The sequence below is a fragment of the Ralstonia sp. 1138 genome, assembly GCF_040544795.1.
GTDB classification, from domain to species: domain Bacteria; phylum Pseudomonadota; class Gammaproteobacteria; order Burkholderiales; family Burkholderiaceae; genus Ralstonia; species Ralstonia flatus.
In genome coordinates this window covers 1029074-1054325 of sequence record NZ_JBEPKQ010000002.1, presented here as the reverse complement: position 1 = coordinate 1054325, position 25252 = coordinate 1029074, and the positions used below count along the sequence as shown (strand labels likewise).

Annotated in this window: 21 protein-coding genes; 12 read left to right on the top strand and 9 right to left on the bottom strand. The window is 66.1% G+C overall.

Annotated elements, in window-relative coordinates; genetic code table 11:
• Window positions 1–171: 171 nt before the first annotated feature.
• Entirely contained in the window at window positions 172–330 is a 159-nt protein-coding gene (locus ABIC76_RS12665; RefSeq protein WP_354534167.1) for a hypothetical protein, read from the top strand.
• Window positions 331–355: 25 nt separating this feature from the next.
• Here the strand turns inward: ABIC76_RS12665 and ABIC76_RS12660 are convergent, their stop codons facing one another.
• A complete protein-coding gene (locus ABIC76_RS12660; protein WP_354534166.1) occupies window positions 356–1570 on the bottom strand; it encodes a cyclic di-GMP phosphodiesterase in 1215 nt (404 codons plus the stop codon).
• A 343-nt stretch (window positions 1571–1913) separates the two neighbouring features.
• Here ABIC76_RS12660 and ABIC76_RS12655 point away from each other — a divergent pair, with 343 nt between their 5' ends.
• Window positions 1914–2255, top strand: coding sequence for a hypothetical protein (locus tag ABIC76_RS12655; protein ID WP_027678096.1), 342 nt, complete (start codon window positions 1914–1916; stop codon window positions 2253–2255).
• A gap of 73 nt (window positions 2256–2328) precedes the next feature.
• Here the strand turns inward: ABIC76_RS12655 and ABIC76_RS12650 are convergent, their stop codons facing one another.
• From ABIC76_RS12650 to ABIC76_RS12640, 3 genes are all read right to left on the bottom strand, one after another.
• Window positions 2329–2844, bottom strand: a complete 516-nt coding sequence (locus ABIC76_RS12650; protein WP_354534165.1) for a MarR family winged helix-turn-helix transcriptional regulator — start codon at window positions 2842–2844, stop codon at window positions 2329–2331.
• A gap of 73 nt (window positions 2845–2917) precedes the next feature.
• Window positions 2918–4051: an ABC transporter substrate-binding protein gene (locus ABIC76_RS12645; RefSeq protein WP_354534164.1), complete on the bottom strand. Its 1134-nt coding sequence runs from the start codon at window positions 4049–4051 to the stop codon at window positions 2918–2920.
• Window positions 4052–4091: 40 nt separating this feature from the next.
• Window positions 4092–5357 (bottom strand): flavin-dependent oxidoreductase, encoded by a 1266-nt coding sequence (locus tag ABIC76_RS12640; RefSeq protein ID WP_354534163.1) that lies wholly within the window; start codon window positions 5355–5357, stop codon window positions 4092–4094.
• 175 nt (window positions 5358–5532) lie between these two features.
• Here ABIC76_RS12640 and ABIC76_RS12635 point away from each other — a divergent pair, with 175 nt between their 5' ends.
• The 4 genes from ABIC76_RS12635 (at window position 5533) to ABIC76_RS12620 (ending at window position 9863) form a co-directional block, all read left to right on the top strand.
• A complete protein-coding gene (locus ABIC76_RS12635) occupies window positions 5533–6249 on the top strand; it encodes a GntR family transcriptional regulator (protein WP_027678100.1) in 717 nt (238 codons plus the stop codon).
• 48 nt (window positions 6250–6297) lie between these two features.
• Window positions 6298–6975: a DUF2848 domain-containing protein gene (locus ABIC76_RS12630; protein ID WP_354534162.1), complete on the top strand. Its 678-nt coding sequence runs from the start codon at window positions 6298–6300 to the stop codon at window positions 6973–6975.
• A 27-nt stretch (window positions 6976–7002) separates the two neighbouring features.
• Window positions 7003–8361: an amidase gene (locus ABIC76_RS12625; RefSeq protein ID WP_354534161.1), complete on the top strand. Its 1359-nt coding sequence runs from the start codon at window positions 7003–7005 to the stop codon at window positions 8359–8361.
• 179 nt (window positions 8362–8540) lie between these two features.
• Window positions 8541–9863 carry an MFS transporter gene (locus tag ABIC76_RS12620; RefSeq protein ID WP_102064601.1) on the top strand — a complete coding sequence of 441 codons (1323 nt, stop codon included), beginning with the start codon at window positions 8541–8543 and terminating at the stop codon, window positions 9861–9863.
• A 328-nt stretch (window positions 9864–10191) separates the two neighbouring features.
• Here the strand turns inward: ABIC76_RS12620 and ABIC76_RS12615 are convergent, their stop codons facing one another.
• Window positions 10192–11604 carry a methyl-accepting chemotaxis protein gene (locus tag ABIC76_RS12615; protein ID WP_102064600.1) on the bottom strand — a complete coding sequence of 471 codons (1413 nt, stop codon included), beginning with the start codon at window positions 11602–11604 and terminating at the stop codon, window positions 10192–10194.
• Between the two features lie 162 nt (window positions 11605–11766).
• Window positions 11767–14490: a sensor domain-containing protein gene (locus tag ABIC76_RS12610; protein WP_180815158.1), complete on the bottom strand. Its 2724-nt coding sequence runs from the start codon at window positions 14488–14490 to the stop codon at window positions 11767–11769.
• Window positions 14491–14660: 170 nt separating this feature from the next.
• Here ABIC76_RS12610 and ABIC76_RS12605 point away from each other — a divergent pair, with 170 nt between their 5' ends.
• Complete coding sequence (locus tag ABIC76_RS12605) at window positions 14661–15836, top strand: alpha-D-ribose 1-methylphosphonate 5-triphosphate diphosphatase (RefSeq protein WP_102064598.1); 1176 nt, start codon at window positions 14661–14663, stop codon at window positions 15834–15836.
• An 8-nt stretch (window positions 15837–15844) separates the two neighbouring features.
• A complete protein-coding gene (locus tag ABIC76_RS12600) occupies window positions 15845–16633 on the top strand; it encodes a DUF1045 domain-containing protein (protein ID WP_354534160.1) in 789 nt (262 codons plus the stop codon).
• On the opposite strand, the gene ABIC76_RS12595 is transcribed toward ABIC76_RS12600, so the two are convergent.
• From ABIC76_RS12595 to ABIC76_RS12585, 3 genes are all read right to left on the bottom strand, one after another.
• Entirely contained in the window at window positions 16623–17435 is an 813-nt protein-coding gene (locus ABIC76_RS12595; protein ID WP_102065134.1) for a hypothetical protein, read from the bottom strand. The genes ABIC76_RS12600 and ABIC76_RS12595 overlap by 11 nt on opposite strands.
• Window positions 17436–17454: 19 nt before the next feature.
• Complete coding sequence (locus ABIC76_RS12590) at window positions 17455–17844, bottom strand: hypothetical protein (RefSeq protein WP_102064596.1); 390 nt, start codon at window positions 17842–17844, stop codon at window positions 17455–17457.
• Between the two features lie 212 nt (window positions 17845–18056).
• Window positions 18057–19241 (bottom strand): MFS transporter, encoded by a 1185-nt coding sequence (locus tag ABIC76_RS12585; protein ID WP_354534159.1) that lies wholly within the window; start codon window positions 19239–19241, stop codon window positions 18057–18059.
• 156 nt (window positions 19242–19397) lie between these two features.
• Here ABIC76_RS12585 and ku point away from each other — a divergent pair, with 156 nt between their 5' ends.
• From ku to mobB, 4 genes are all read left to right on the top strand, one after another.
• The gene (ku, locus tag ABIC76_RS12580; RefSeq protein WP_343549865.1) at window positions 19398–20312 is read left to right on the top strand and encodes a non-homologous end joining protein Ku; all 915 of its coding nucleotides are present in this window, start codon (window positions 19398–19400) and stop codon (window positions 20310–20312) included.
• 18 nt (window positions 20313–20330) lie between these two features.
• The gene (ligD, locus tag ABIC76_RS12575; RefSeq protein ID WP_354534158.1) at window positions 20331–22934 is read left to right on the top strand and encodes a DNA ligase D; all 2604 of its coding nucleotides are present in this window, start codon (window positions 20331–20333) and stop codon (window positions 22932–22934) included.
• Window positions 22935–23073: 139 nt separating this feature from the next.
• Entirely contained in the window at window positions 23074–24612 is a 1539-nt protein-coding gene (dacB, locus tag ABIC76_RS12570; protein WP_102064592.1) for a D-alanyl-D-alanine carboxypeptidase/D-alanyl-D-alanine endopeptidase, read from the top strand.
• Window positions 24609–25136, top strand: coding sequence for a molybdopterin-guanine dinucleotide biosynthesis protein B (gene mobB, locus ABIC76_RS12565; protein WP_354534157.1), 528 nt, complete (start codon window positions 24609–24611; stop codon window positions 25134–25136). The genes dacB and mobB overlap by 4 nt, the downstream gene beginning before the upstream one ends.
• The last annotated feature ends 116 nt before the right edge of the window (window positions 25137–25252 follow it).

Below are 25252 nucleotides of genomic sequence, written 5' to 3'. Positions count from 1 at the left end.
TGGCGATTGTTCAGCAATGTAAAAACCAACGACTCAAACGTACCCCACTTTAGAGGGGTGTGCCATGAAGTTTGTTGAAGTCCGTGTTAAGAAAAATACACATGAAACGTAGGGGCTTGCCCGGGCGCGCCGCATGCTGGAAGAGAGGCATCTGCTGATCAGGAGACCGCGATGTCCACCCAGCCAGGCCGTTCCGAAACCGATACGACGCAGCCCGAAAGCCCGAAAAGGCAACCCGAGCCCGCCCAGCGCAAGCCCGGTGAAGCGGTGCCACGCGACACCCGCCCGGACCCGGCGGAGCAGAAAGAGCCGCCGGTGGAAGACTTCTGACGTCGTCTGACACTGGGCCGCCGCGTCAGACCAGGCACATGTCGGACACTTCCTCGTCCGACAAACCCCACGTGGTGGCGTCTTCCACGGTGACGATCGAATCGTCGGACTTGCCCAGGCTGATGCGCTCCGGGCGCACGCGCGTCTTGGTGTTGCCCGAATAGAAAACCACCACATCCGGCTTCAGCGCAGACGCCTCGTTCTGGTGAACGACCACGGCCAACCGGTTGGTCCGCAGCTTGACCAGCGTGCCGACCGGGTAGATGCCCACGCTGCGCGTAAAGGCCTGGAAGACGGTGCGATCGAATTGCGTGTCGGTGCGCGCCATCATGTATTTCAGCGCCTGCGCCGGCGACCACGCATGGTGGTAAGGGCTGCTCGACGTGAGCGTGTCGTACACGTCGCAAATGGCGCCCATCTTGGCCCACAGGCTGATGCCGTCCGCCTTCTGGGCGTCAGGGTAGCCGCTGCCGTCGATGCGCTCGTGGTGGTGCAGGCAGATTTCGCGCGCGATCTCGCTGAACTGCCCGGTGCCCTGCAGCAGATGATGGCCGCCCACCGCGTGCGTCTGCAGCAGCGCCAGTTCGTCCTTGGTCAGCGCCGTGCTCTTGTCGAGCAGCGTGCGCGGCATGGCCGATTTGCCGATGTCGTGCACCAGCCCGCCCAGCCCGCATTCGCGGATCTCGTCTTCAGGCAAGCCCAGCGTCTTGGCCAGCGCCACCATCAGCGCACACACCGCAAACGAATGCAGGTAGGTGTAGTCGTCCTTGTTCTTCAGCCGCGCCAGGGCAATCAGCGCATAGGAGTTGCGTGCCAGCGAGTTGGACACGTCGTCCACCAGCAGCAGCGCCTTTTCGGTTTCCAGCGCACGGCCCATGCGCGCTTCGGAAAACATGTGGCCGAGCGTCGCCTTGCCGTTCTGCATCAGCTGTTGGGCGTGCTTCCACTCTTCCTTGAGCGACGTCGGCGTGATCGGCGGTCGGGCGGCCACGGTCTCGCGCGTGAGCGGCTCGGGTGCGGGCGCCGGAGCCGGCGTGGGCATCAGGGTCTCGGACATGACGTCTTCGCCGCGCTCGGGGTCGATCCAGATATCGGTGATACCCGCTTTGCGGATGTCGTCGATCTGGCCCTGGTGCGACAACTGGAATTGCGCACGCCAGAACGGATGCTTGAGCCAGGACCCGCCCAGCTTCATCACAAACATGCCGACACGCAATTGGCTCGCATCGATTCGCTTCATACCCTGCCTACCTCGGCTCAACGTCCGGTTTTTTGATTGAATGAGGGGAGCGGCGTGCCAGCCGACACTGGCTCGTGTTTCGCAGTCTAGGCGTTTTAAGCTGCTGGATGCTCTGGTCCTTCAGCGCGCCAAACCGCGCTTGGCTTATCGGCAAGCCTGCGCAAAACTTGAGGCGGATGTGGATTGGGCGGCGCGCGGCATACCGCAGCCGAGGCAAACAAACGGCGGGACACCGGCTGTGGCAGCGGTCGAATCAAACAGGTGGTGCGTCAAGACCCTCGCCGGTCGGGCTGGCGGCCCGGCGCGGGAGGGGTACACTAGACCTCAAGGATGCGCATCCGATATGACCCAAGATCCCACCTCTCAACGCAAGCAGCAGAACGCCGATGACTTCGCGCTCAACCGCGACGCCATCCGCTGGCTCGCGTCCCTGCCCGACGAGGTGCGGCCGATCGAACTCGGCCGGAAGTTTCCGCGCATCATCAACACGATCGCCGCCAAGTGGGCGGATTTCATCGGCTGCCGGCGCTACCTGAACAGCCTGCAGATCGACGACCGGGGCGGCCGCCAGGGATTTCCGTTCGAGATCGTCCAGGAAATCTGCACGCTGCGCGAGTACTTCGACTCGCTGTATCCGCCGGACAAGGACCTCTGGCAGAAGGCCATCGACGCCAACAAGCGCTGACGCACCAGCACCTCCACCAAAGCAAAGCGGCCCACCTTCGGGCCGCTTGTCATTTGCACGCGCAGTCTGCCGGTCAGCCGGCGGAATCCGGCCCCGATGCCAGCTTGTTGAGCAGGGCCAGCAGCGTGTGCCGCTCGTCCGGCGAAAGATGCGCTGTCACGCGGGCGTCGTGCGCGGTGACGGCGCGGGTGATTTCGTCGAGGGTGGTGGCGCCCTTGGCCGTCAGCACGAGCCGGAACGCGCGCTTGTCCTTGGGCGACGGCTGCCGCTCGACCATGCCCATGTCTTCCAGCGTATCGACCAGCAACACCGCACCGGAGCGCGCCACGCCCAGGATGTTGGCCAGTTCGGTCAGCTTGAGGTTCGGGTTGTGCGCGATCACGGTCATGGCCGAGAAGCGCGGCGGCGTGATGTTCCACGCCTGCAGAGACCGCACGAAATCTTCGTAGATGTGCAGCTGCGCCCGGCGCACCGCATAGCCGACGAGGCCGTCAAGCGCGCCATACTCCACGTCCGCCAGATGCGGGTTGAAGTGCCCCGAGGGGGCTACGGCGGGATACAGGTCGTCGGCTTTGGGCGTGCGCGGCATAGCGGTGTCGATGGTGAAAGACCCCTCGATTATCGTCGGCGATGCGCCCGCCGGCCACGCACGCGCGCGCGTTTCAGTTCAACAATTTCCACTTGCCGTGGTCGATGGTCAGCAGCACGCGGCCGCGCGCGTCAAAGCCGAAATGATCCGCGGCCGTGTAGTTGAGCACGCCATGCGAAACGACGATGTCGCGCTCCGATTCCAGCGCGCCCTTCAGCGCCTGGCGGAACTCCGGCGTGCCCGGCTTGGCCTTCTTGAGCGCCACCGGCACGATGCGCTGGAGCACCTGCAGCGCATCCCACGTGTGAGCACCGAACTGCGTGCGCGTGTCGGGGCCGTTGGCTTTCTCATAGCGCGTCACGTATTCGAGCGCGGTCTTCTTGCTCGGGTGGCTGTCGGGCAATTGCTCGGCCACGATCACCGGCCCGGCCGGCAGGATGGCCCCGTCGACCGTCTTGCCGCCAATGCGGATCAGGTCTTTCGTGGCCGCACCGTGCGTCTGGTAGATCAGGCCCGCATAAACGCGATCGCGCAATGCGGTGTGCGGCAGCGCTGCGCCGGTGCCCGCGCCGGCCACCAGGATCGCATCGGGCTTGATGCTGACCAGCTTGGCGACCTGCCCGGTCACGCTGGTATCTGCACGGGCGTAGCGCTCGACGTCGACGATCTTGATGCCGCGCGGCGTGGCGGCAGCCGTGAAGTCCTTCAGCCAGCTCTCGCCGTACGCATCCGAAAAGCCGATGAAGCCGACGTTCTTGACGCCCGACGCCGCCATGCGCGTGGCAATCGCCTCGGCCATCAGCGAGATGGGCTGCGCAAGCCGGTAAGTCCAATCGCCCTTGCCCGGCTTCAGCTCCACCGGCGCCAGCGCCAGTTGCGGCGTGTGCGATTCGGTGGCGACTTCGGCAATCGCAATCGACGGTGCCACGGCCGATGAGCCCACGATGATGTCGACGTGGTCTTCCGTGACAAGCTTGCGCGCCAGGCGCGTGCCGGTGCTCGGGTCGGAGGCGTCATCCACCACCACGAGGCGCAGCTTTTCCCCGGCGATGGCATCCGGATAGAAGGCCAGCGAATTCTTCTGCGTGATGCCGAGCGACGCTGACGGCCCGGTCGTTGACAGGCTCACACCCACGACGATGTCGGCATGGGCGGCGGTGGCAAGCAACAGCGCGGCAGCGGCGCAGATGGTGCGGCGGATGATCATGGGTCCCCTCTTTTTTTTGGCGTTTGAACGTACCGGCGTTTCAGGCGCGGCGCGGCATGGGCGGCTGATCGCGCAGCGACTGCGGATCGAAGCCGGCCAGTTTTTTATAGCGCATCGCAATCCCTTCCAGTTCGGCGCGCGGGATCACGTCGTCGATGCGCGAAAAGCCTTGGGGCGCGCGTTCATGCGCGAGCTGCATGACCTGCTCCGGCCCATTGAGGCGGTTGCGCAGCACGATGCCCGCGGTGCGCGGCAGGCGATCGGCCTCGTACTCGCGCAGGGCAACGCCGGTGTCGCGTGTGGCGAGCAGGCAGTCGACCAACGCGCGCGCATCGAGAATCGCCTGGGCGCTGCCGTTCGAGCCGATCGGATACATCGGGTGCGCAGCATCGCCCAACAGCGTGACGCGGCCGAAGGTCCAGCGCGGCAGCGGGTCTTTGTCGACGAGCGGGAATTCGTACACGGCCTGGGCCCCGTCGATCAAGGCCGGAATGTCGATCCAGTCCCATTTCCAGTCGGCAAAGGCGCTGCGGAAGATCGCGCGGTCGACCTCGCGGTTCCAGTCGCTGCGCGGCGGCGCCTCGTCGGGCACGCGCAGTTCGGCAATCCAGTTGATGCGCGAGCGGCCCTGCTGGCGCAGCGGTTCGGAGATCGGATAGGCGACGAACTTCTGGTCCTGGTGGCCGGCCATGAACATGGTGCGGCCATCGAGATACGGCGCGGCCTCGGTGACGGCGCGCCACAGCATGCGGCCCGCAAAGCGCGGTGCATCGCCCGTCGGGTAGAAGTGCCGGCGCACGGCAGAGTGGATGCCATCCGCGCCGATCAGCACGTCTGCCGAGGATTCGACCACAGCGTCGTTGGCACGATCACGCAGGGTGAAGCGCACGGGACCGCCCTTCTCCCCCGTCGACTGGACCGCCTCGAAGCTGTGACCCAGGCGGACGCAGTTCGCACCGAGCCGCTCAATCACGGCATCGGCCAGGGCCATCTGGAATTCGCCGCGATGGATGGAGAACTGCGGCCAGTCGTACCCGGCGGCCAGCCCGCGCGGCTCGTGCCAGATCGGCTGGCCGAAACGGTTGTAGTACGCCAGGGCAGAAGTACGAATCGCCAGCGCGCTCAAGGTGTCTTCCAGCCCCAGTTCGCACAACTGGCGCGCGGCGTGCGGCAGCAAATTGATGCCTACACCCAGCGGCCGCAGCGTCTGCACGGCCTCCCACACTTCGACCTCAAAGCCTTGGCGCTCGGCCATCAACGCGAGCGTCAAGCCGCCGATGCCCGCCCCGATGATGGCGATCTTCATGGCTGTCTCCCTGAAATTTGTTGCAGTCTATAACGAATTGCGAGGCCCTCCCGCCGGGGGCATATCAGGGCAAATACCTAGACGAAGACGGCTGAATGCGGCGCGTTGACCGCTTGACGCTCTGTGAGATATCACAATACCATCACTCGACTTTTACGAGATTCGAGGCCGCCCCATGTCGCGTCCCATCAAGCTGGTTTCCGGCGCCGCCAAGCCCGCCCCTGCACCGTTTGCCGTTGAGCCCGCAGCGCATGCGCCCAAAGGCGCCGCCATGCGTGAACTCGCCTACAGCGAGATCAAGCGCCGCATCATGGCGTGCGAATTCCGCCCCGGCGAGCCGCTCAACGAAGCGCAGCTCGGCACGATCCTGGGATTGGGCCGCACGCCCATCCACCAGGCGCTGCATCGGCTGGAGGTGGAAGGGCTGGTGCAAATCCTTCCGCGCAAGGGCGTGCTGGTGACGCCGCTGTCGCTCAACGACGTGCTCGACATGATCGAGGTGCGCGCCACCAACGAGATCCTGTGCGTGACGCTGGCCGCCGAGCGTGCCCACCCGGCGGATTTCGAAGCCATGCGTGCCATCGTCGATGCATCGCCCGCGCTGATCGAACACCGCGACATCGCCGCGCTGGCGGCGCTGGACCTCAAGTTCCACCTCGCCATTTCCGCCGCGTCGCGCAACCGCGTACTGGCCGAATTGCTGCGCGGCCTGCACGAGAAGCAGGCGCGCTTCTGGTTCCTCTCGCTGTCAGAACCGCAACACCTGCAGAACGTGTACGACGAGCACCTCGCCGTGCTCGATGCGCTGGAGCGCCGCGATGTGCCCGCAGCGCGCGAAGCGATTCGCGAGCACATCGACGAATTCCGCCGCACGATCATCCGCACGCTCTGATCCGAGCCCGATTTCCCCGTTCGTTTTACCGCCTCTTCCGGATTCCGCATGACCACGCTGCACCTGAACCTGATCGGCCACGGCCCCATCGACGTGACCGTGGACCACCTTGTCATTGCCGGCTGGACCGGCCGCGATGCCGACGCCGTCGAACACCACATCGCCGAGCTTGAAGCGATCGGCGTGGCGCGTCCGGCGCGTGTGCCATGCTTCTACCGCGTGTCGGCCTCGCTGCTGACCACCGATGCCACCGTGGAGATTCCCGGCGCCGACTCCTCCGGCGAAGCGGAGTTCGTGCTGTATTCCACGCCGATGGGCCTGCTGGTCGGCATTGGTTCCGACCACACCGACCGTAAGGTCGAAGCCTATGGCGTGACGGTCTCCAAGCAGATGTGCGCCAAGCCCGTCAGCCGCGACGTGTGGCGCTTTGAAGCACTGGCCGACCACTGGGACAGCCTGCAGATGAAGACCTGGCGCACCCGCGACGGCCAGACCGCGCTGTACCAGGAAGGCGGCGTGAAGCGCATGCTCGACCCGCGCGACCTCATCCGCCGCTACACCGGTAACGACACGCTGCCGGTCGGCACCGCCATGTTCTGCGGCACGCAGCCCATCATCGGCGAACTCGGTTTTGGCGAGGCCTTCGACATGGCCCTGATCGACCCGGTGTCGGGCACTGAATTGCGCCATCGCTATGCTGTCGACACGCTGCCTGTTGAAGGCTGAAGCGCCCCACCTCACGGAGACCACCGCATGATGACGCCCCGCCCGAACATGATCCGCGCGCTGGCCGCTGAACTGGCCGCCGGCCGCACCACCAGCGTCGCGCTGACCGAGGCTGCCCTGGAGCACGCCGCAGCGCACCGCGCCGCCGGCGGTGCTGCCTACGTAAGCATCGACGAGCAGGCGGCGCTGGCCATGGCGCGCGCCGCCGACGCCGCGCGTGAGGCAGGCAACGTGCCCTCGCTGCTGGCGGGGCTGCCGGTGTCGATCAAGGATCTGTTCGACGTGGCCGGCCAAGTGACGTCTGCCGGTTCGCGCGCCCTGGCCGATCAGCCACCCGCCACCGCCGACGCTGCAGCGGTGGCGCGCCTGCGTGCTGCCGGCGCCGTGCTGCTGGGCCGCACCAACATGAGCGAATTTGCGTTCTCGGGTCTGGGCCTGAACCCGCATTACGGCACACCGCGCACGCCGGCCGATGGCGCACGCGCGGCAGGCGGCTCCACGTCGGGCGGTGCCGTCACCGTGGCAGGCGGCATGGCCGTGGCGGCATTGGGCACGGATACCGGCGGCTCGATCCGCATCCCCTCGGCGTTCTGCAATCTGACGGGCTTCAAGCCCACCGCCCGCCGTGTGCCGATGACGGGCGGCGTGCCGCTTTCCACGTCGCTCGACTCGGGTGGCCCCCTCGCCAACTCGGTCGACTGCTGCGCAATCGTCGATGCCGTGTTGAGCGGCGAGTCCGGCAACGATGCGTTCGACACCACCGCAGTACCGCTGGCAGGATTGCGCTTCGGCATCACGCAGGACTTTGTCGGCGCGGATCTCGACAGCACAGTCGCCGTTGCGTTCGAGCGCGCTGTCGAGCGGCTCGAACGTGCCGGCGCGCACATCGTGCGTTTCGAATTTCCCGAGCTGCTGCAACTGCCGGACATCAACAGCGGCGGCGGCTTCTCGGCCGCGGAATCCTGGGCATGGCATCGCGCGCTGCTCGCGCGTGCCGAAGCGCAGTACGACCCGCGCGTCGCCACGCGCATCCGCCGTGGCGAACAGATGAGCGCAGCCGCCTACATCGACGTGATCAACGCGCGCGTGCGCATGATTGCCGCCGCACGCAAGCGCCTGGGCAACTTCGATGCATGGCTGATGCCGACGGTGGCCATCGTGCCGCCCGAAGTCGCACCGCTTGAGGCTGACGACGCGGCGTTCTTCCGCGTCAACGCCCTCGCGCTGCGCAATCCGAGCGTGATCAATTTCCTGGACGGCTGCGCGTTGACGCTGCCGGTACACGCTTCCGGCGAACTGCCGGTCGGCCTGTCGCTCTGCGGTCTCGCCAACGACGACGCGCGCATCCTGCGCGTCGGCCGGGCGGTGGAGGCTGCCCTGCGTTGATCGACTAGCCAGAACATTCGCCGCCAGCGTCCGGGCCACGCAGGCGGCTCCCCAAGCCAAGCCAAGCCAAAAAAAGAAAAGGCGCGCTGTAGACGCGCCAGGCCCAACGCATGCCTGCGTTTCGTAAAACAGAGCAGCACACGAAGCGCCGGCGCCCTCACACGCTATTGGAGGAAACCATGTCGCAAACCCAAGCCCTGCCGGCCAACCCGACCGACCCGGCCAGTCGCCCGCTTCCCAGCACCGAGCTGGATGCCACCTACCGCCGCATTGCGTATCGCCTGGTGCCGTTCCTGGTGGTGTTGTTCATCCTCGCGTGGATCGACCGCGTCAATGTCGGTTTCGCCAAGCTGTCGATGCTGCAGGACCTGCAGTTCAGCGAAGCGGTGTACGGCCTGGGCGCCGGCATCTTCTTCATCGGCTACTTCCTGTTCGAAGTGCCGAGCAACCTGCTGCTGGAAAAGATCGGCGCACGCAAGACGCTCGCGCGCATCACCATCCTGTGGGGCCTGGCCTCAATGGCGATGATCTACGTGAAGACGCCGACCTCGTTCTACGTGATGCGCTTTCTGCTGGGCATCTTTGAAGCGGGCTTTTTCCCGGGCGTGGTGCTGTACCTGACGTACTGGTTTCCCTCCGCACACCGGGCGCGCATCAACGGCCTGTTCATGACGTCGTTTGCGATTGCCGGCGTGGTGGGCGGCCCGATTGCCGGTTTCATCATGAGCCGCATGGAAGGCGTGGGCCATCTCGCCAACTGGCAATGGCTGTTCCTGCTCGAGGGCATTCCGTCTGTGCTGGCCGGCTTTGCCGTGCTGGCTTGGCTGCCCGAAACGCCGCGTCAGGCGAAGTGGCTCTCCGCCGCCGAGCAAGACGCCGTCGTGCGCGCCGTTGAAGTGGAAAACCGCGACCCCGCCAAGCACGCCTCGTTCGGCGCCGCGCTGGCCAACGCCCGCGTGTGGATCTGCGCAGCCATCTACTTCTGCGTGGTCAGCGGCAACGCCACCATCGCGTTCTGGACGCCGTCGATCATCAAGGAGCTGGGCGTGCAGGGCAATTTCCAGATCGGCCTGATCGCAGCCATTCCGTTCATCGCCGGCACGATTGCAATGGTCTGGAACGGCGCGCATTCCGATCGCACGGGCGAGCGCCGCATGCACTGCGCCATCGCCGCCGTCATCGCAGCCGCCGGCCTGGTCGCAACAGGCGCACTGCTCGGCTCGCCGGCGCTCGCGCTGATCTCGCTCACCGTCGCCGCCATCGGCATCCTCGCCGCGTTCCCGGTGTTCTGGTCGATTCCCGCCGTGTTCCTGGCCGGCACCGCAGCCGCAGGCGGCATCGCCCTCATCAACTCCATCGGCAACCTCGCCGGCTTCGTCGCGCCGTACATGATCGGCTGGCTGAAGACCAGCACCGGCCACCTCTCCGCCGGCCTCTACTTCGTAGCCGCGCTGGAGCTAGGCGCCGCCGTCCTGGTCATCCTGGGCACGCGCAAACACTAAGCCCCAACAGCAAACGAACCATCGTGGCGCCAACCCCCGCGCCGCGACGGTTTGGCCGTACCCTGCCCTAGATGGCGCCTTGAATTTCTGTAAGCGGGCGGAACAAAGACGGGGAACTGTCTGAGCGAAGCGAGTTTTCCCCGTCTCCGCCCGGTTACAGAAATTCAAGGAGTCTTTCGCCATCTCGGGCGCGCCTTTCTTTGCTTACCTTTCTTTGGCCAGACAAAGAAAGTAAGTCGGCCCCGCCAGGGGACGAAACAACGGATGCACCATCAACAAAAAAACCCCGCCAGCAAGGTCCCAAACCCCACCCCCACCGTCACGAACCTTAACCGGCCACCTTGTAACCCATCCGGAACCCACCCCAGTGGCGGCCCCTGACGTAAATCGGCGCCGACACATCCTTCATCATCGCGAACGTCCCGTTCCCCATATCGCGACGATAGGTCTGCAACAGGAACGCCTCGGTATTGCGCGCCGCCCCCAGCCCCGTGCGATCGGTAAACAGCCGGCGGTTCCGGCTGTTGGCCGCATTCCAGACGGGGTCGCTGCCCTGCGGCTGCGAGAACTTCAGGTTGTGCGTCGGCAGATAGCCATTGGTGTCGACCGCCGCACAGAACACCACGCGCGGATCCAACTGGAGCAGCGGTTCCTGCACCGCAGGCAACACGCGGTCCGTGAACGCCGTGAACCGCGCCATATGCTGCGGCGGGTCGGTATTCGGCACGGGCACATAGGCGCGATCAAACAAATCGCCTTCGCTGATATCGCCGCGCGCCAGTGCCGATTCGAACAACGCGCTGATCTTGCCGGCCGCCGCTTGCACCGCTTCGATGAACGGCGTATCGGCACTCTGCACACCGGTTGAAGCCGTCAAGCGGATCAACGTTTCCGAGGCGCCCAGCAACCCCGAGAGCTGCCGCTGTGCGTTGTCGATGTTGTGGCTCGATTGCTTCACGCCCTCGGCCATGGCATCCACCTCACGCGCGAGCGACGCACATTCGTCTTCGATGGCGGCAGTGGATTCCGCAATGCTCGTCGCCTCGACATCGAAGCGCGCGATCGCCTCGCCCGCCACGCCGATCACCGCACCAATCGCCTGCGTGCCGGCATCCACGCGCTGCGCGCGCGCCACGTTGGCGCTGCTGTCGCCGATGAGCTTGTCGGTCTGGCCGGACAAATCCGCCAAGGTGGTTTCGATACGCTGCGTCGCTTCGGCGGTCTGCCCGGCGAGCTGCTTCACCGCACCCGCCACCACGGCAAAGCTGCGGCCCGATTCCCCCGCACGGGCAGCTTCAATGGCCGCGTTGATCGCCAGCAGATTGGTCTGCTTGGCAATCTGCGAAATCTGTTCGGACGCCTGCGCCACCTGGATCAGCGCTTCACGCAGTGCAGCAATCTGCTGCTCCATGCTCGCCACCCCAACGGCCAGCTCGCGAATGTCGCGCAGCGATGCGTCGACCGTTGCGCGCGACCCGCTCACCTCTTCGCTGGCATGCGATGCGACTTCGCGCGCATGCCGCGCGGCGACAGCGATGTCGTGGTTGCCGCGCATGGTCACATCGGCGGCGTTGCGCAACTGGTCGAATACGCTGGCCTGCCGGCGCAGGCGCACGGCCACGTCTTCCACGTTGCCGGAGACTTCACAGATGCCCATGCCGACGCGGCCGGCCTCTTCGGCAATGCGGGCAACAAGGTCGGGGGAGGCTTTCGGGCCGCGGCCCCAGGCGAATGGCTTCACGTGCGGTTGTCTCCGGTTGTCGTTGTTGTGTGTGCCTTCGCACGAATGGCGAAGCGGCCCTCTACGGGGTGTATCGGCACGGGTGAATGCGCGCTTGAGCGACGCTAACCGCACTGACTTACGCGGGCATTACAGGCGCTTTGCGCGCCACGAGGCCTAGGCCTAGGCCTGCGCGGGTCGGTTGCGGCGCAGCCGCGCCTCATAGGCGCCGGCCGTCATGGGCGGGCCAAACAGGAAGCCCTGCAACTTGTCGCACCCTGCGGCTTGCAGGAACTCGGCCTGCTCCAGCGTCTCGACCCCCTCGGCGGTGACCGTCATGTCGAGCGATGCGGCCATGGCGACGATGGCGCGCGAAATCACCACTGAATCGCGGTGGCGCGGAATGCCCGAGACGAACGAGCGATCCACTTTCAGGTTGTCGATCGGGAAGCGCTGCAGATACGACAGCGACGAATACCCCGTGCCGAAATCATCGATCGAGATGCGGATGCCCAGTGCCGTGAGCGCGTCGAGCACCGGCATCACAGCCGCGGTGTCGCGCATGAGCAAGCCTTCGGTAATCTCCATCTCCAGCGCGCGCGCGGGCAAGCCGGCTTCGGCCAGGCAGCGCGAGATGGTCGGCACCAACCCCTCGCCAAACTGGCGCGGCGACAGGTTCACGGCGACGAAGAAATCCGGCATGCAGGTGGCGCGCCAGTGCGCGGCCTGATGACACGCCTGCGCCAGCACCCATTCACCGATGTCGCCGATGAGCCCGGCGTCTTCTGCCACCGGAATGAACTCGGCGGGCGACACCTCGCCCAGCTCGGTGCTGTGCCAGCGCAGCAGCACTTCAGCACCGACGATGTCCATCGATGTGGCGTCGACGATGGGCTGGAAGCGCAGCGACAGCTCGCCCGCCGCCAGGGCACGGCGCAGGTGGTACTCCAGCTGGAAGCGCCGCTGCGCCCGCTGTGACAGCCGCGCGGTGTACACGCGATGCTGGTTGCGGCCGTTCTGCTTGGCGTTGTACATGGCGGCATCGGCGCAGCGCAGCAGCGTGGCGGCATCGTTGCCGTGTTCCGGGTACACCGCAATGCCGATCGACGCGCCCAGGTAGTACTCGGTGCCGCCCGTCGAAAACGGCTGCGCGATCGAATGGACGATGCGCTTGGCCAGGCGCTCCGCCTCGCCCAACGAGCGCACGTTGTCGAGCAGCACGACGAACTCGTCGCCGCCGAGGCGCGCCAGCGTATCGCTCTGGCGCACGCAGGCCGACAGGCGTTGCGCGACGATGCGCAGCAGGTGGTCGCCCGCTTCGTGGCCGGCCGTGTCATTCACCTTCTTGAAGCCGTCCAGGTCCAGGAACAAGACAGCGACCTGGCGTGCCTCGCCGGCCTGGCTGGCGGCCTGCTCCATCACCGCCTGCATGCGCTGCGAGAAATACGCACGGTTGTACAACCCGGTCAGCGCATCACGCTGCGCAAGGAACGTGAGCTGCTGCTGTGCGGCACGCGCCGGCCCGATGTCGTTGAACGAGATCAGCACGGCGGAGGGAGCATCGTCGCCAGGGCGCACGATGGGCAGCACGTTTTCATGCACCCACACCACGTCGCCGTCCACGAGTTCCAGGCCGACGGTCAAGCCGAGCAGCGGGCGGCCAGTGGTCAACACGACGCGCGTGGGGCGCTCGTTGAGCGGGATCTCGCTGCCGTCTTCGCGCAACGAGCGCCGCATCAGCGCCAGGTGGCTGGTGCCCACGGGCGACAGGTTGCCCGCCCGCAGAATGCGCCGCGCGCTCGGGTTGCACGCAAGGATGGTGCCGTCGGCGGCCTGCACGACGATGCCTTCGGTCAGGTTGTCGACGGCCAGACGGTAGCGTTCTTCGCTCTCCTGCAGATCGCGCGCGATATGCGCCTTCTGCACGGCCACGCCGATGATGTCCGTAATGCCGTCGAGCAGCCCCATGGCGTCGCGCGTGGGCGCACGCGGCGTGTCGTAGTAGATGCCCATCGCACCGATCATCTGCGCGTTGTCGCCGCGGATGGGCGTCGACCAGCACGCACGCAGGCCCAGCGGCGCGACGATGTCGCGGTAGCCGTCCCAGAGCGGGTCGGCGTCGATGTCTTCCACCACCACGGTCTTGTTCAGGAACATGGCCGTGCCGCACGAACCGACCGCAGGGCCGATCGCGATCCCGACCAGCACCTGCGAGAGCATGAACGGTAGCGACGGCGCCACAGCCTGCGTGATGTGCTCGCCGTCGCTGCTCAGCAGGACCGAACACATGGCGCCGTCGTCGAGCAGTGCCTCGACGAGCCGGCACACCTCGGCCAGCAAGTCCGGCAGCGGCACGTTGCGCGAACTGAGTTCGAGTACGGTCTTTTCGCAGCGCAGCAATTCTTTGGCGCGTGCGGTTTCGGCGGCCAGGGCGCGGTAATTGGCTTCGGAATCGCGCAGCGCCTGTTCGGCCTGCTTGCGCTGGGTGATGTCGCGTGCCACCACCTGGATGGCGGTGCGCCAGCCAAGCTGCACCGGGGCGGAAAGCACCTCGACTTCCACGGGCGTGCCATCGCAACGCAGCAAGGTCTGCTCGACAGGCGGCAAACCGGCCCCGTGCGTGACCATCCACTCGCGGCGCTGCCGTGCGAGGTGCATCGAGTTGTCGTGCACAAACTCGTCCAGCTCGTGGCCGACGATATCGCGCGCGGACTGCGCCCCAAACAGACGAACGCCGGCCTCGTTGACGAAAACGATGATGTCGTCCGCCACGATGTACAACGCATCCGGCATTTGCCGGACGAGCGCTTCGTAGCGGTCGTCAGCGAGCGGCAGCGGCCGTGGGCTGTCCTGTTCGATCACATCCGGTTCAGGACGGTCAGGCCGCTCAGCAGAGGTGGCGTCCATATTTGGGGTGTTTTTCACGATATCGACCATCGTGTCGGGAAAGTTAAGGCGTTTGGCTGCCTTTCCCCACTTCAGAGTGGGGCAAATGGCCGATGTGCGGATCAGCGGCACGCAGGTTGCGGCACAATGCCCGCACAACGTTCCTGCGCATCTGATCGCACATTGGCCTTATGCAATCGTTTTCGTCTTCCGTCGGCCACGTGGCTGGCCTGATTTCGCGACGCACCCTTTTACCCGGGGGCGTGGCGGAGGCTGCCGTGCAATTTCGCGACGGGCAGATCGCCGCGTGTGACGCCAACCCGACGCCCGGCATGATCGACTGCGGCGACCTGCTCGTCCTGCCCGGCATCGTCGACCTGCACGGTGATGCCTTCGAACGCGCCGTCATGCCGCGCCCCGGTGTGGCCTTTCCCTACGAAACCGCCCTGGCCGATGTTGACGGCCAATTGCTTGCCAACGGCATCACCACCGAATTCCATGGCGTGACGTATTCGTGGGAAGGCGGCCTGCGCGGCCGCGCCTATGCGGTGCGCATGTTGGACACCCTCGACGCGATGCGCCCGCACCTCGGCGCGCAGCACCTGATGCACCTGCGCTTCGAACTGCACCACGCCAACGGCGTTGCCGATGCGCTGGCCTGGATGGACGCCGGCCGCGTGCATTTCCTGTCGTTCAACGATCACCTGCCGGGGATGCGCAACAAGCTGGGCGACGCGCGCAAGCTCGCACAATACGCCGATCGCGCCGAGTGCGACATCGACACATTCCTCGCGCGTTTGAATGCCGCCGCAGCCAACGCGGCGAAGCTCGCCGAGGTGACCGGCACGCTCGCGCGTGCGGCGCAGCAACGCGGCATCTGCATGGCTTCACACGATGAGCCCGACATCGCCACGCGCAACACCTTCCACGCGCACGGCTGCACCGTCACGGAGTTTCCGTTGACCGAGGAGGTTGCGCGGGCAGCGCGCGCCCATGGCGGACATACCGTCTTCGGGGCGCCCAACGTAGTGCGCGGCGGCAGCCACAACGGCGCACCGAATGCGGCGGCCATGGTGGCGGCGGGGCTGGGTACCGTGCTGGCTTCGGACTATTACTACCCGGCGCTGCTGGCAGCGCCGTTCAAGCTGGCCGAGCGCGGCGTGGTGCCACTGCACGAGGCCTGGGCGCTAGTCGCAGCCAACCCCGCCGAAGCCGCGGGCCTGGCGGATCGTGGCACGCTCGCGACCGGCCTGCGCGCCGACGCCATCGTAGTGGATGATCGCCGCCCAGGCCTGCCGCGCGTGGTGGCGGCCGTGGTGGGCGGACGGCTGCGCCATGCCGCCGCACAGCTGCCGCTGATCGGCTGAGCCGCGCCATGGAGCAGGCGCCGGCACCCTCGCCGCAGTCGATACCGGCCGCCTGGCGATACGCGCTGTACCTGCTGCCGCCCGAGCCTTGGTACGGGCTCGGCACACGCTGGCTTGGCCGCTGCGCGCGCACCAACACCGCCATCTCCGCAGATCAACGCGAGGCGTTTGTGCGCGAAGCCGGCATCGACCTTGCCACGCTCGACCGCTGGACTGAAGCGCCGCGCCAGTACGGCCTGCACGCTACGATCAAACCGCCGTTCCGTCTGGCAAGCGATCGCACGGTCGATGAACTCGACACCGCGCTACGCCGTTTTGCACTGCAGCAGCACGCCTTCACGATCGAGCCGGCCCTGCAGACACTGCGCGGCTTCCTGGCCTGGCGGCTGCGTCATGGTGATCCTGCCCGCGACACGCTGCATGCATTCGCCGATGCATGCGTCAGCGAATTCGACGGCTTCCGCGCGCCGCCACCGCCTGCAGAACTCGCGCGACGCCGGCGCGTCGGCCTGTCCGATGCGCAGGAGCGTCATCTGCAGCGTTGGGGCTATCCATATGTGTTTGGCACGTTCACGTTCCACATCACGCTGACGGGCCGGCTCGACGCTGCCGAGCAGCTCGCCTGCTATCGGGCGCTGGAGGCCACGCGCGTGGTGCTGCCCGCCGCCATGCCCATCGACCACATCGCATTGTTTTCGCAGGCTGCGCCGGAAGCGCCGTTCAACGTGGCACGTGTGTACCGGTTTGATGGCAGCACCGAAGACTTGGGCCCTGCCGGGGCGACGCCTAGCGCTTGAGTTCGACCACGTCGATCACCTGCGTCTGGCCGTGCTGCTCAACCTCCTGGCGCATCACGACGGCCGCTTCGGGGCAATACCAGTCGGTGATGTGCGCCACGGTGGGATCGGGCTCGAGCGTTTCATTGCCCAGCCGCAGCACCCCCAGGCGCGCCGTGCGCGTGTAGCGGATCGGTCGGCACTGCAACTGGCCGACCACGGTGTTCATCGGCTGCGGCGGTCCGACCTCGCGCTCCGACACCTCCACCTTGGCGCGCTCGGCCCGCATGCGCCCGACCGAAATGCCAAGCCGCGGCGACACCACATCGAAATCGAAACTGGATTCGTACGTGTCGCCCGGCAGCATCTGCGCTTCGGGCGCCAGGCCCGCCCCATACAGGAACATGCCCGAGATGGCGGTGCTGACGGTGCCGACCAGATCGGCATGTTCGCTTTGCGCAAATACGCGGCCATTGATGCTGACAATGCGCGTGACCACGCCGGCTTCGTCCACCAGCAGCTGGTGCTCCTGGACCGTCTCGATGGGGCGGCCACCCAGCGCCACGAGGCCGGATTTGGCGTAGATGTGTAGGCCAATCTCGCAGCCGTCCTGCATGTCGCGATTGACATCGTGCAGCGTGAACTCGACGATCATCGGCGTCTTGCCGTTGCCGTCCAGGCGCACGCGGCTGCCGTCATGCACCCACGGCGCGGAGCACAGCCCCGCCGCATGCGCGGGTAGCGCCAGCGCAAACGCCGCCACAGCGGCGGCGTTCCACAAAGAAAAACGCCGATGCATCGGGCGATGCATCAGCGTCTTCATGAACCCGATCGGCACGGGCTTACTGCTTGGGCGCGTCCTTCTTGTTGGCGCCCTCGCTGTACGGGTCGAACTTGCCGCCAGCCTTGGCACCCTGGCTATACGGATCGAACTTCTCGCCGGCCTTGGCGCCCTGGGTGTACGTGTCGTACTTGCCCTTCTCCACATTGGCAGGCTGGGCGCCCGGGTTGAGCGCGCTGGCAGTGCTGTCGTTCTTGTTGGCGCCTTGCGAATACGGATCGAACTTGTCGCCGGCCTTCGCACCCTGTTGGTACGGATCAAACTTGTCGCCGACTTTTGCGCCTTGGCTATAGGGGTCGAACTTCTTTTGGTCGGTCTGCGCGTAGGCCGCGGTGCCGACGGCGGCTACGACAGCGACCGCTGCCACGAGGGTAAGACGTTTGTACGGCATCTGAAGCTCCTTTCCTATGGGTCGTTTGGGCTGATCAAATCAAATGGTGCAGCCTCGTTTTGAACGCATCCCGATGCCGTGCGCAACTGGCACATTGGCGCCGACGCCGGGAAACCCCCTCTCCTCGTCGTACGCTATGGCAAGCGCACAGGAAAGTCAACGCACAGGAACTGCATATTTTTTGGGCAGACGCCTGCTGCAGCGCGGGGTAATCAGCGACGTTCCGGCGGGCGGATCGCCCGAGGCCCCGCCACCGCAATCAACGCCATGGTGAGCGCCACCACCGACAGGCCCCAGCGCAGGTCTGAGCGATGCGCGATCAAGCCGATGATGACCGGACCGATCAGCAGGCCCACGTAGGCAAAGCGCGCCACGGCGGCAATGCCTTCGGCGGCCGGCACCCCCGGCAAGCGCGACGCGGTAATGAAGAAGATCGGCACCATGTTGGCGGCGCCCACACCCATCAGCGCAAAGCCTGTCAGGACAGCCATCGGCGCGGGCCACAACAGCGCAAGCAGGATCCCGCCCGTGGCCAGCACGCCACTGGCGCCGAGCACACGCATGTTGCCCCAGCGCCCGCGTGCAAAGTCGCCGCCGAAACGCGCCAGCGCCATCCCGCCCGAAAACGCTGCGTATCCCGCGCTGGCAACGGCTTCGGGCGATTGCGCGATCTCGCGCATGTACACGGTCGTCCAGTCGTACATCGCGCCTTCGCCGACCAGCCCGAAGAACGCCAGCACGCCCAGCACGAACAGTGTGCGGCCCGTGGTCGGATGTGCGGATTCGCCTTCAGCATGCACGTGGTCCGGCAGCATGAACGGCCCGGCACACAGCGCTGCCGCCATGGTGACGAGCGCCATGCCGCCGCAATGCACGGCCGGCGGCACGCCCAGTTCCAGCAGCACGCCACCGACGGCCGCACCCACCATGCCGCCCAGGCTGAACATGCCGTGCAGCGAGGAAATGATCGGCTTGTGATGATTGGCCTCGACCGTGGCCGCTTGCGCATTCATGGCGACATCGAAGCCGGCGTTGGTGATGCCGAACAGCAGCAGTACCGCCAGCAGTGCCGGGTAGGTCGGCATCAGCATGATGAGCGCGGTCATCACGCCAAATGCCACGCCGCCCTGCACGCTCGCGCGGCGCGTGCCGACGCGCGCGGCCCACTGACCCGCGAACTTCATCGCGACGATGGCGCCGGCCGCCACCATGAACATCGCCAACGACAGCGACGCCTCGGACAGCCCGAAGCGCGCTTTCACCGTCGGAATGTGAATGCCCCACGTCGCAAACGTTGCACCGTTGGCGAAAAAGAGAGCCATCGTCGCCGCGCGGGCCGACAGGGGAAGCCGGCGGGGCCGCAGCGCGCCGGCAGATTGGACGTATTCGGAAGACATGAAGGACAGCTGGGAAAAACGCGCAGCGCGAACGGGTCACGCCGCAAAGGTCTCATGCTACCGCGCTCTGCTGATGAACGTATGACGCCGCCCCGCGCCACGCAGGTATGCGGCTTGCGTCACCACGCTCGAATCCACCGCATCGGGAGACCTGCCATGCCCCGCGTGATCTGGAAGGGCGCCGTGAGCTTCGGCCTCGTCCATATTCCCGTTGCGCTGTATCCGGCCACCCGCAGCGACGACCTCGATTTCGACTGGCTCGACCGTCGCACCATGGACCGCGTCGGCTACAAGCGCATCAACAAGACCACCGGCAAAGAGGTGCCGCGCGAGCAGATCGTGCGCGGCTATGCCTACGAGAAAGACCGCTACGTGATCCTCACCGACGAGGACATCCGCGCCGCCAACCCGGTCTCGACGCAAACCGTCGATTTGCTGACCTTCGTGGATGCGGCGGAGATTCCGTTCCTCTATCTCGATACGCCGTACTTTCTTGCGCCCGACCGGCGCGGGGAAAAGGTCTATGCGCTGCTGCGCGAGGCGTTGACGCGCTCGCAGAAGATCGGTGTCGCCAACGTCGTGCTGCACACCAAGCAGCATCTGGCTGCGCTGATCCCGATGGGGCCGGTGCTCGTGCTGCATACGCTGCGCTGGTCCAACGAAGTGCGCGACTGGTCCGAACTCGACTTGCCGGAAGAAGGCGCCAAGGCGGCCAAGCTCACGGCCAAGGAAATCGACATGGCCGAAAAGCTGATCGACGACATGAGCGGCAAGTGGGACCCCGCCGAGTATCACGACACCTTCCGCGACGACATTCTCACGCTAGTCGATCGCAAGGTGCGCGAAGGCCGCACGGAGTCCGTCGAGCCGATGGAAGCCGAAACCGCCGCACCGCGCTCCGGGAACGTGATCGATCTGACCGACCTGCTGCGCCAGAGCCTTGCCAAGCGCGGCAAGGGTAAAGCCGCGTCAAACGACGAAGCGGAAGACGAACCTGCCCCCCGCAAGCGTGCACCGCGCAAGGCCGCCGCCAAAACCGCGCGCAAGACCGCCACACGCAAGCGCGCATGACACGACGGAGCCGACGCCATGCCACGCCATCTCGCCGACTACCGCCGCAAGCGCGATTTCACGCAGACACAGGAACCCGCCGGCGCGCGCCGCAAAGCCGACGAGCGGCGTGACAACGGCGCGCTGCATTTCGTGATCCAGAAGCACGACGCCACGCGGCTGCATTACGACTTCCGGCTCGAGCTTGACGGCACACTCAAGAGTTGGGCCGTCCCCAAGGGCCCGAGCCTGGACCCCGCCGACAAGCGCCTCGCCGTGCATGTTGAAGACCACCCGCTGGACTACGCCGATTTCGAAGGCCACATCCCCGAAGGCCAATACGGCGGTGGCGACGTGATCGTGTGGGACCGCGGCACGTGGCATCCGCATGGCGATCCGCGCAAGGCGTACCGGGAGGGCAAGCTCAAGTTCGATCTCGACGGCGAGAAGCTGCACGGCGCGTGGGCGCTGGTGCGCACGCACCTGCATGGCACCGGCCGGCATCCGAAAGAACAGTGGCTGCTGATCAAGGAGCGCGACGATCAAGTCCGGCCATCCAGCGACTACGACGTGACGCAGGCCTTGCCCGCGAGCGTGATCACCGGCGAGAACGTCGGCGTGAAACCCAAGGCCAAAGGAAAGGCGAAGCCCGATGATGGCAAGACGGAGCGCTCCGAACCGGCGCAAGTCCAACCGCCCGCCGGCGCCGTGCCCGCCACGTTGCCCAGGACGCTGGAACCCCAACTCGCCACGCTGGTCGATGGGCCGCCTGCACAAGGCGAGTGGGATTACGAAGTGAAATTCGACGGCTACCGCATCCTTGCGCGCATCGACGGCAACACCGTGCGCCTGTTCAGCCGCAACGGCCGCGACTGGACGGCCAAGCTGCCCCGTCAGGCGCGCACGCTGCAGGCGCTGGGCCTGCGCGAGGCGTGGCTCGACGGCGAAGTCGTGGTGATGGGCGAGCGCGGCGTGCCCGACTTCCAGGCGCTGCAGAACGCCTTCGAAACCGCGCATGCCGAGCACATTGCCTACTACCTGTTCGACATCCCGTTCTGCAACGGCATGGACTTGCGCGGTGTGCCGTTGCGCGAGCGGCGGGCGCTGCTGCAACGCATTCTGCAGGCGGCCCCGGGCGATCTCGACCGCGAGGCGGTGCTGTTCTCAGGCACGTTCAACGCGGCGCCCGAAGACCTGCTGTCTTCCGCGTGCAGCATGTCGCTCGAAGGCGTGATCGGCAAGCGCGCCGATGCGCCGTACCGCGCCGGCCGCAGCCCCGCGTGGATCAAGCTCAAATGCGGGCAGCGGCAGGAGTTCGTCATCGGCGGTTACAGCGCACCCAAGGGCAGTCGCAGCGGCTTCGGCGCGCTGCTGCTCGGCGTGTATGACGACGCGGGAAAGCTGCGCTATGCGGGGCGCGTCGGCACCGGCTTCAACGAGACAAGCCTGCACGCTTTGCATCACGAATTGACGGGGCTGACCGTCGACACGCCGCCCTTTGCGAACCCGCCTACCGGCAGCGACGCGCGCGACGTGCAATGGGTCAAGCCGGAACGCGTGGCCGAAATCGCCTTTGCCGAATGGACGCGCGAAGGCATCGTGCGGCAAGCCGTCTTCCAAGGTTTGCGCGACGACAAACCTGCGCGCAACATCGTGCGTGAACAAGCCAAGCCGCCCAGCGCTGCCGCTCGCAAGGAGACCCGCGCCGTGAATGCTGCCGAACGCAAGGTGCGCCCCGGTGCCGAACGCATCGCCGATGTGGACGTCACGCATCCGGATCGCGTGATCGAGAAAGCCAGCGGCACCACCAAGGCTGACCTCGCACGCTATTACGCGAGCGTGGCCGAGTGGATGCTGCCGCATCTGCACAACCGGCCGACGTCGCTGGTGCGCGCGCCCGATGGCATCGACGGCGAGCGCTTCTTTCAAAAACATTCCGCGGCGCTCAAGCTGCAGGGCATCACGCAACTGGACCCATCGCTTGATCCGGGGCATCCGTCGCTGCTGGCGATCAATTCGGCGGAGGCGCTGGTCGGCGCAGTGCAGATGGGCACGGTGGAGTTCCACACGTGGAATGCGCTGGCCGATCGCATCGAACAGCCTGACCGCATCGTCTTCGACATCGACCCGGACCCGGCGCTGCCTTTCGCGCGCGTGATCGAGGCCACGCAGCTCATGCTGGCCATGCTCGATGAACTTGGCTTGAAGGCCTTCCTGAAAACCAGCGGCGGACACGGCATGCACGTGGTGGTGCCGCTCACGCGCCGCGAGGCTTCCGGCTGGGACACGCTCAAAACCTTCGCGCAGGCCGTGGTGCAGCACATGGCCGCGACCTTCCCCGACCGCTTTGTCGCCAAGATGGGCCCGCAGAACCGCGTGGGCAAAATCTTCATCGACTACCTGCGCAACAACTGCGGCGCGAGCACGGTGGCCGCCTATTCGGTGCGCGCGCGGACGGGGTTGCCGGTGTCGGTGCCGATCCGGCATGACGAACTCGAGGGGCTGCAGTCGTCTGCCCAGTGGACGCTGCGTACGCTGCCGGATCGGCTCGCCAAGCTCAAGGGCGACCCGTGGGCCGACTATGCCGGCACGCGCCAATCGGTGACGGCCGACATGCGCAAACGCGTCGGCGCCAATGACTGAGCCGTCACACCTGCGGGATTCGCAAAGAATTGGGCGGTGAACGCCCCATTGCTTGTCGGCCGAAGTGTGGGGTCGCTGCGTTAACATGCCTGCGTCTGCACTTGGCGCACGCGTGTGCGCCCCACTCTGCCCCCCGCCGATGGCCCGAATTCGTCCGACCCGTTTGCTCAACCTGTCGCGCAGTGCGCTTGCCTGCGCGGTGCTTCTCGCCATTGCGGTATCGCCGCTGGCGCATGCCAAGAAAGCCAAGGCCAACGCGGCCCCGCGCGCAAGCGCCGCGCAGGCACGCCAGGCGGCGCACAACCCTGCCGGGTTGCCTGCCAACGTGGCACTGGCCTTTGCGCGCGCGCATATCCCGCTGGATGCGGTGAGCGTGTTCGTGATCCGCACCGGCACCGCCACGCCCATCCTGCAATGGAATGCCGACGCCGGAATGAACCCGGCGTCGACCATGAAACTGCTGACCACCTTCGCGGGGCTGGACCTGCTCGGCCCGGATTTTCGCTGGAAGACCACCGCCTATGCCGACAGCGCTCCCGTCAACGGCACGCTCAACGGCAACCTGTACCTGCGTGGCCAGGGCGATCCGAAGCTGATTCCCGAAGAACTCGTCAAGCTGGTCACCGACGTGCGCCGCGCCGGCGTGGATGAACTGGCCGGCAACATCGTGCTGGATCGCACCTACTTCGAGGGCGGTCTATCGGAAGCGCCGCCGCTGGACGGTGACAGCGCACGCGCCTACAACGTTGCGCCCGACGCGCTGCTGTATTCCTTCAAGACACTGACGTTCACGCTGTCGCCGGATGCCGGCAATGGCGCGGTCAACATCGATGTCTCTCCACCGCTGGCGCAATTGCAGATCGACAACCAGCTGCGCACCACGCGCGGCGGCTGCGGCGACTGGAAGACCGCCTCCGGCGCCAACATCTCCACGCAGACCGACGGACGCGTGCTCGCCAGTTTCGATGGCCGCTATGCCGCCGCGTGCGGCGAACGCGTTTTCAATATCGCCGCGCTCACGCATGCCGACTTCATCTGGGGCGGCTTCCTCGCGCTGTGGCAGCAGGCCGGTGGCACGACGCGTTTCACGCCGGGCCTGCGCGAAGGCAAGGTGCCGCGTCAAGCCGTTCTGCTGGCCACGCACTACGGCCCGCCGCTGTCGGAAGTCGTGCACGACATCGACAAGTATTCGAACAACGTGATGGCGCGGCAGCTCTTCCTGACCATCGGCGCGGAAATCGGCCGCAAGCCGGCATCGGTGCGGCAGTCCACCGAGGTCATCAACCGCTGGCTCGCCAAACAGAACCTGACGATGCCGGAGCTGGTGCTGGAAAACGGTTCCGGCCTGTCGCGTGTTGAGCGCATCAGCGCACGCAACATGGGGCGCCTGCTGCAGCAGGCTGACGCCAACCCGAACGGCGGCGTGCTGCGCGATGCGCTGCCCGTTGTGGGCGTGGACGGCACCATGCGCAACCGCCTCACGCGTGCAGGCGTTGCCGGCAACGCCGAGATCAAGACCGGCACGCTCAACGACGTGCGCGCCATCGCCGGGTATGTCGAAGGCGAAGGGGGCCAGCGCTTCGTGGTGGTCAGCATGATCAACCATCCGAACGCCAGCGGCGGCCAGGCCGCACACGATGCACTGCTGCAATGGATTTACCAGGGCGCACAGCGATGATTTCACGCAAGGCATTGCTTGGCATCACCGGCACGTCGGGCAGCGGCAAGACCACGCTCATCGAGCAGCTCATCTCGCGTTTTGTGCGCGACGGGCGCCGCGTAGCCGCCATCAAGCACACGCATCACGGCTTCGATCTCGATTCACCGGGCAAGGATTCGCACCGCATGCGAGAAGCCGGCAGCGCCGAAGTCGTGCTTGTGGGCGGTGAACGACTCGTGCTGATGCGCGAATACGCCAACGCGCTGGAACCTGAACTCGACGACGTGCTCGCGCTGCTGTCACCGGCCACCGACCTCGTCATCGTTGAAGGCTACAAGCGCAGTACCTTTCCGAAAATCGAGGTCTTCCGCCCTTCGCTTGGCCGCCCGCCGCTGTGGCCGGAGATTGGGGGCGTTGTCGCTGTCGCAACCGATGGCCCCGATGCCGTACACCCCCCGGAAGGCGTGGCCGTGCTGGATTTGAACGACATCGATGCGGTCTATGGATTTGCCGTACAGCAACTCGCCAGCGCGGCCATATGAAGCGCTCTTAACCTCCGGGCGAGGCAGCTTGGCTATGATGGGGCGATCCAGTTTTCGCCAGCCCCCTCCCAAGAATATGTAGTCCCGTCGATCGGCCGCGCTGCTTGGCGCGGCTT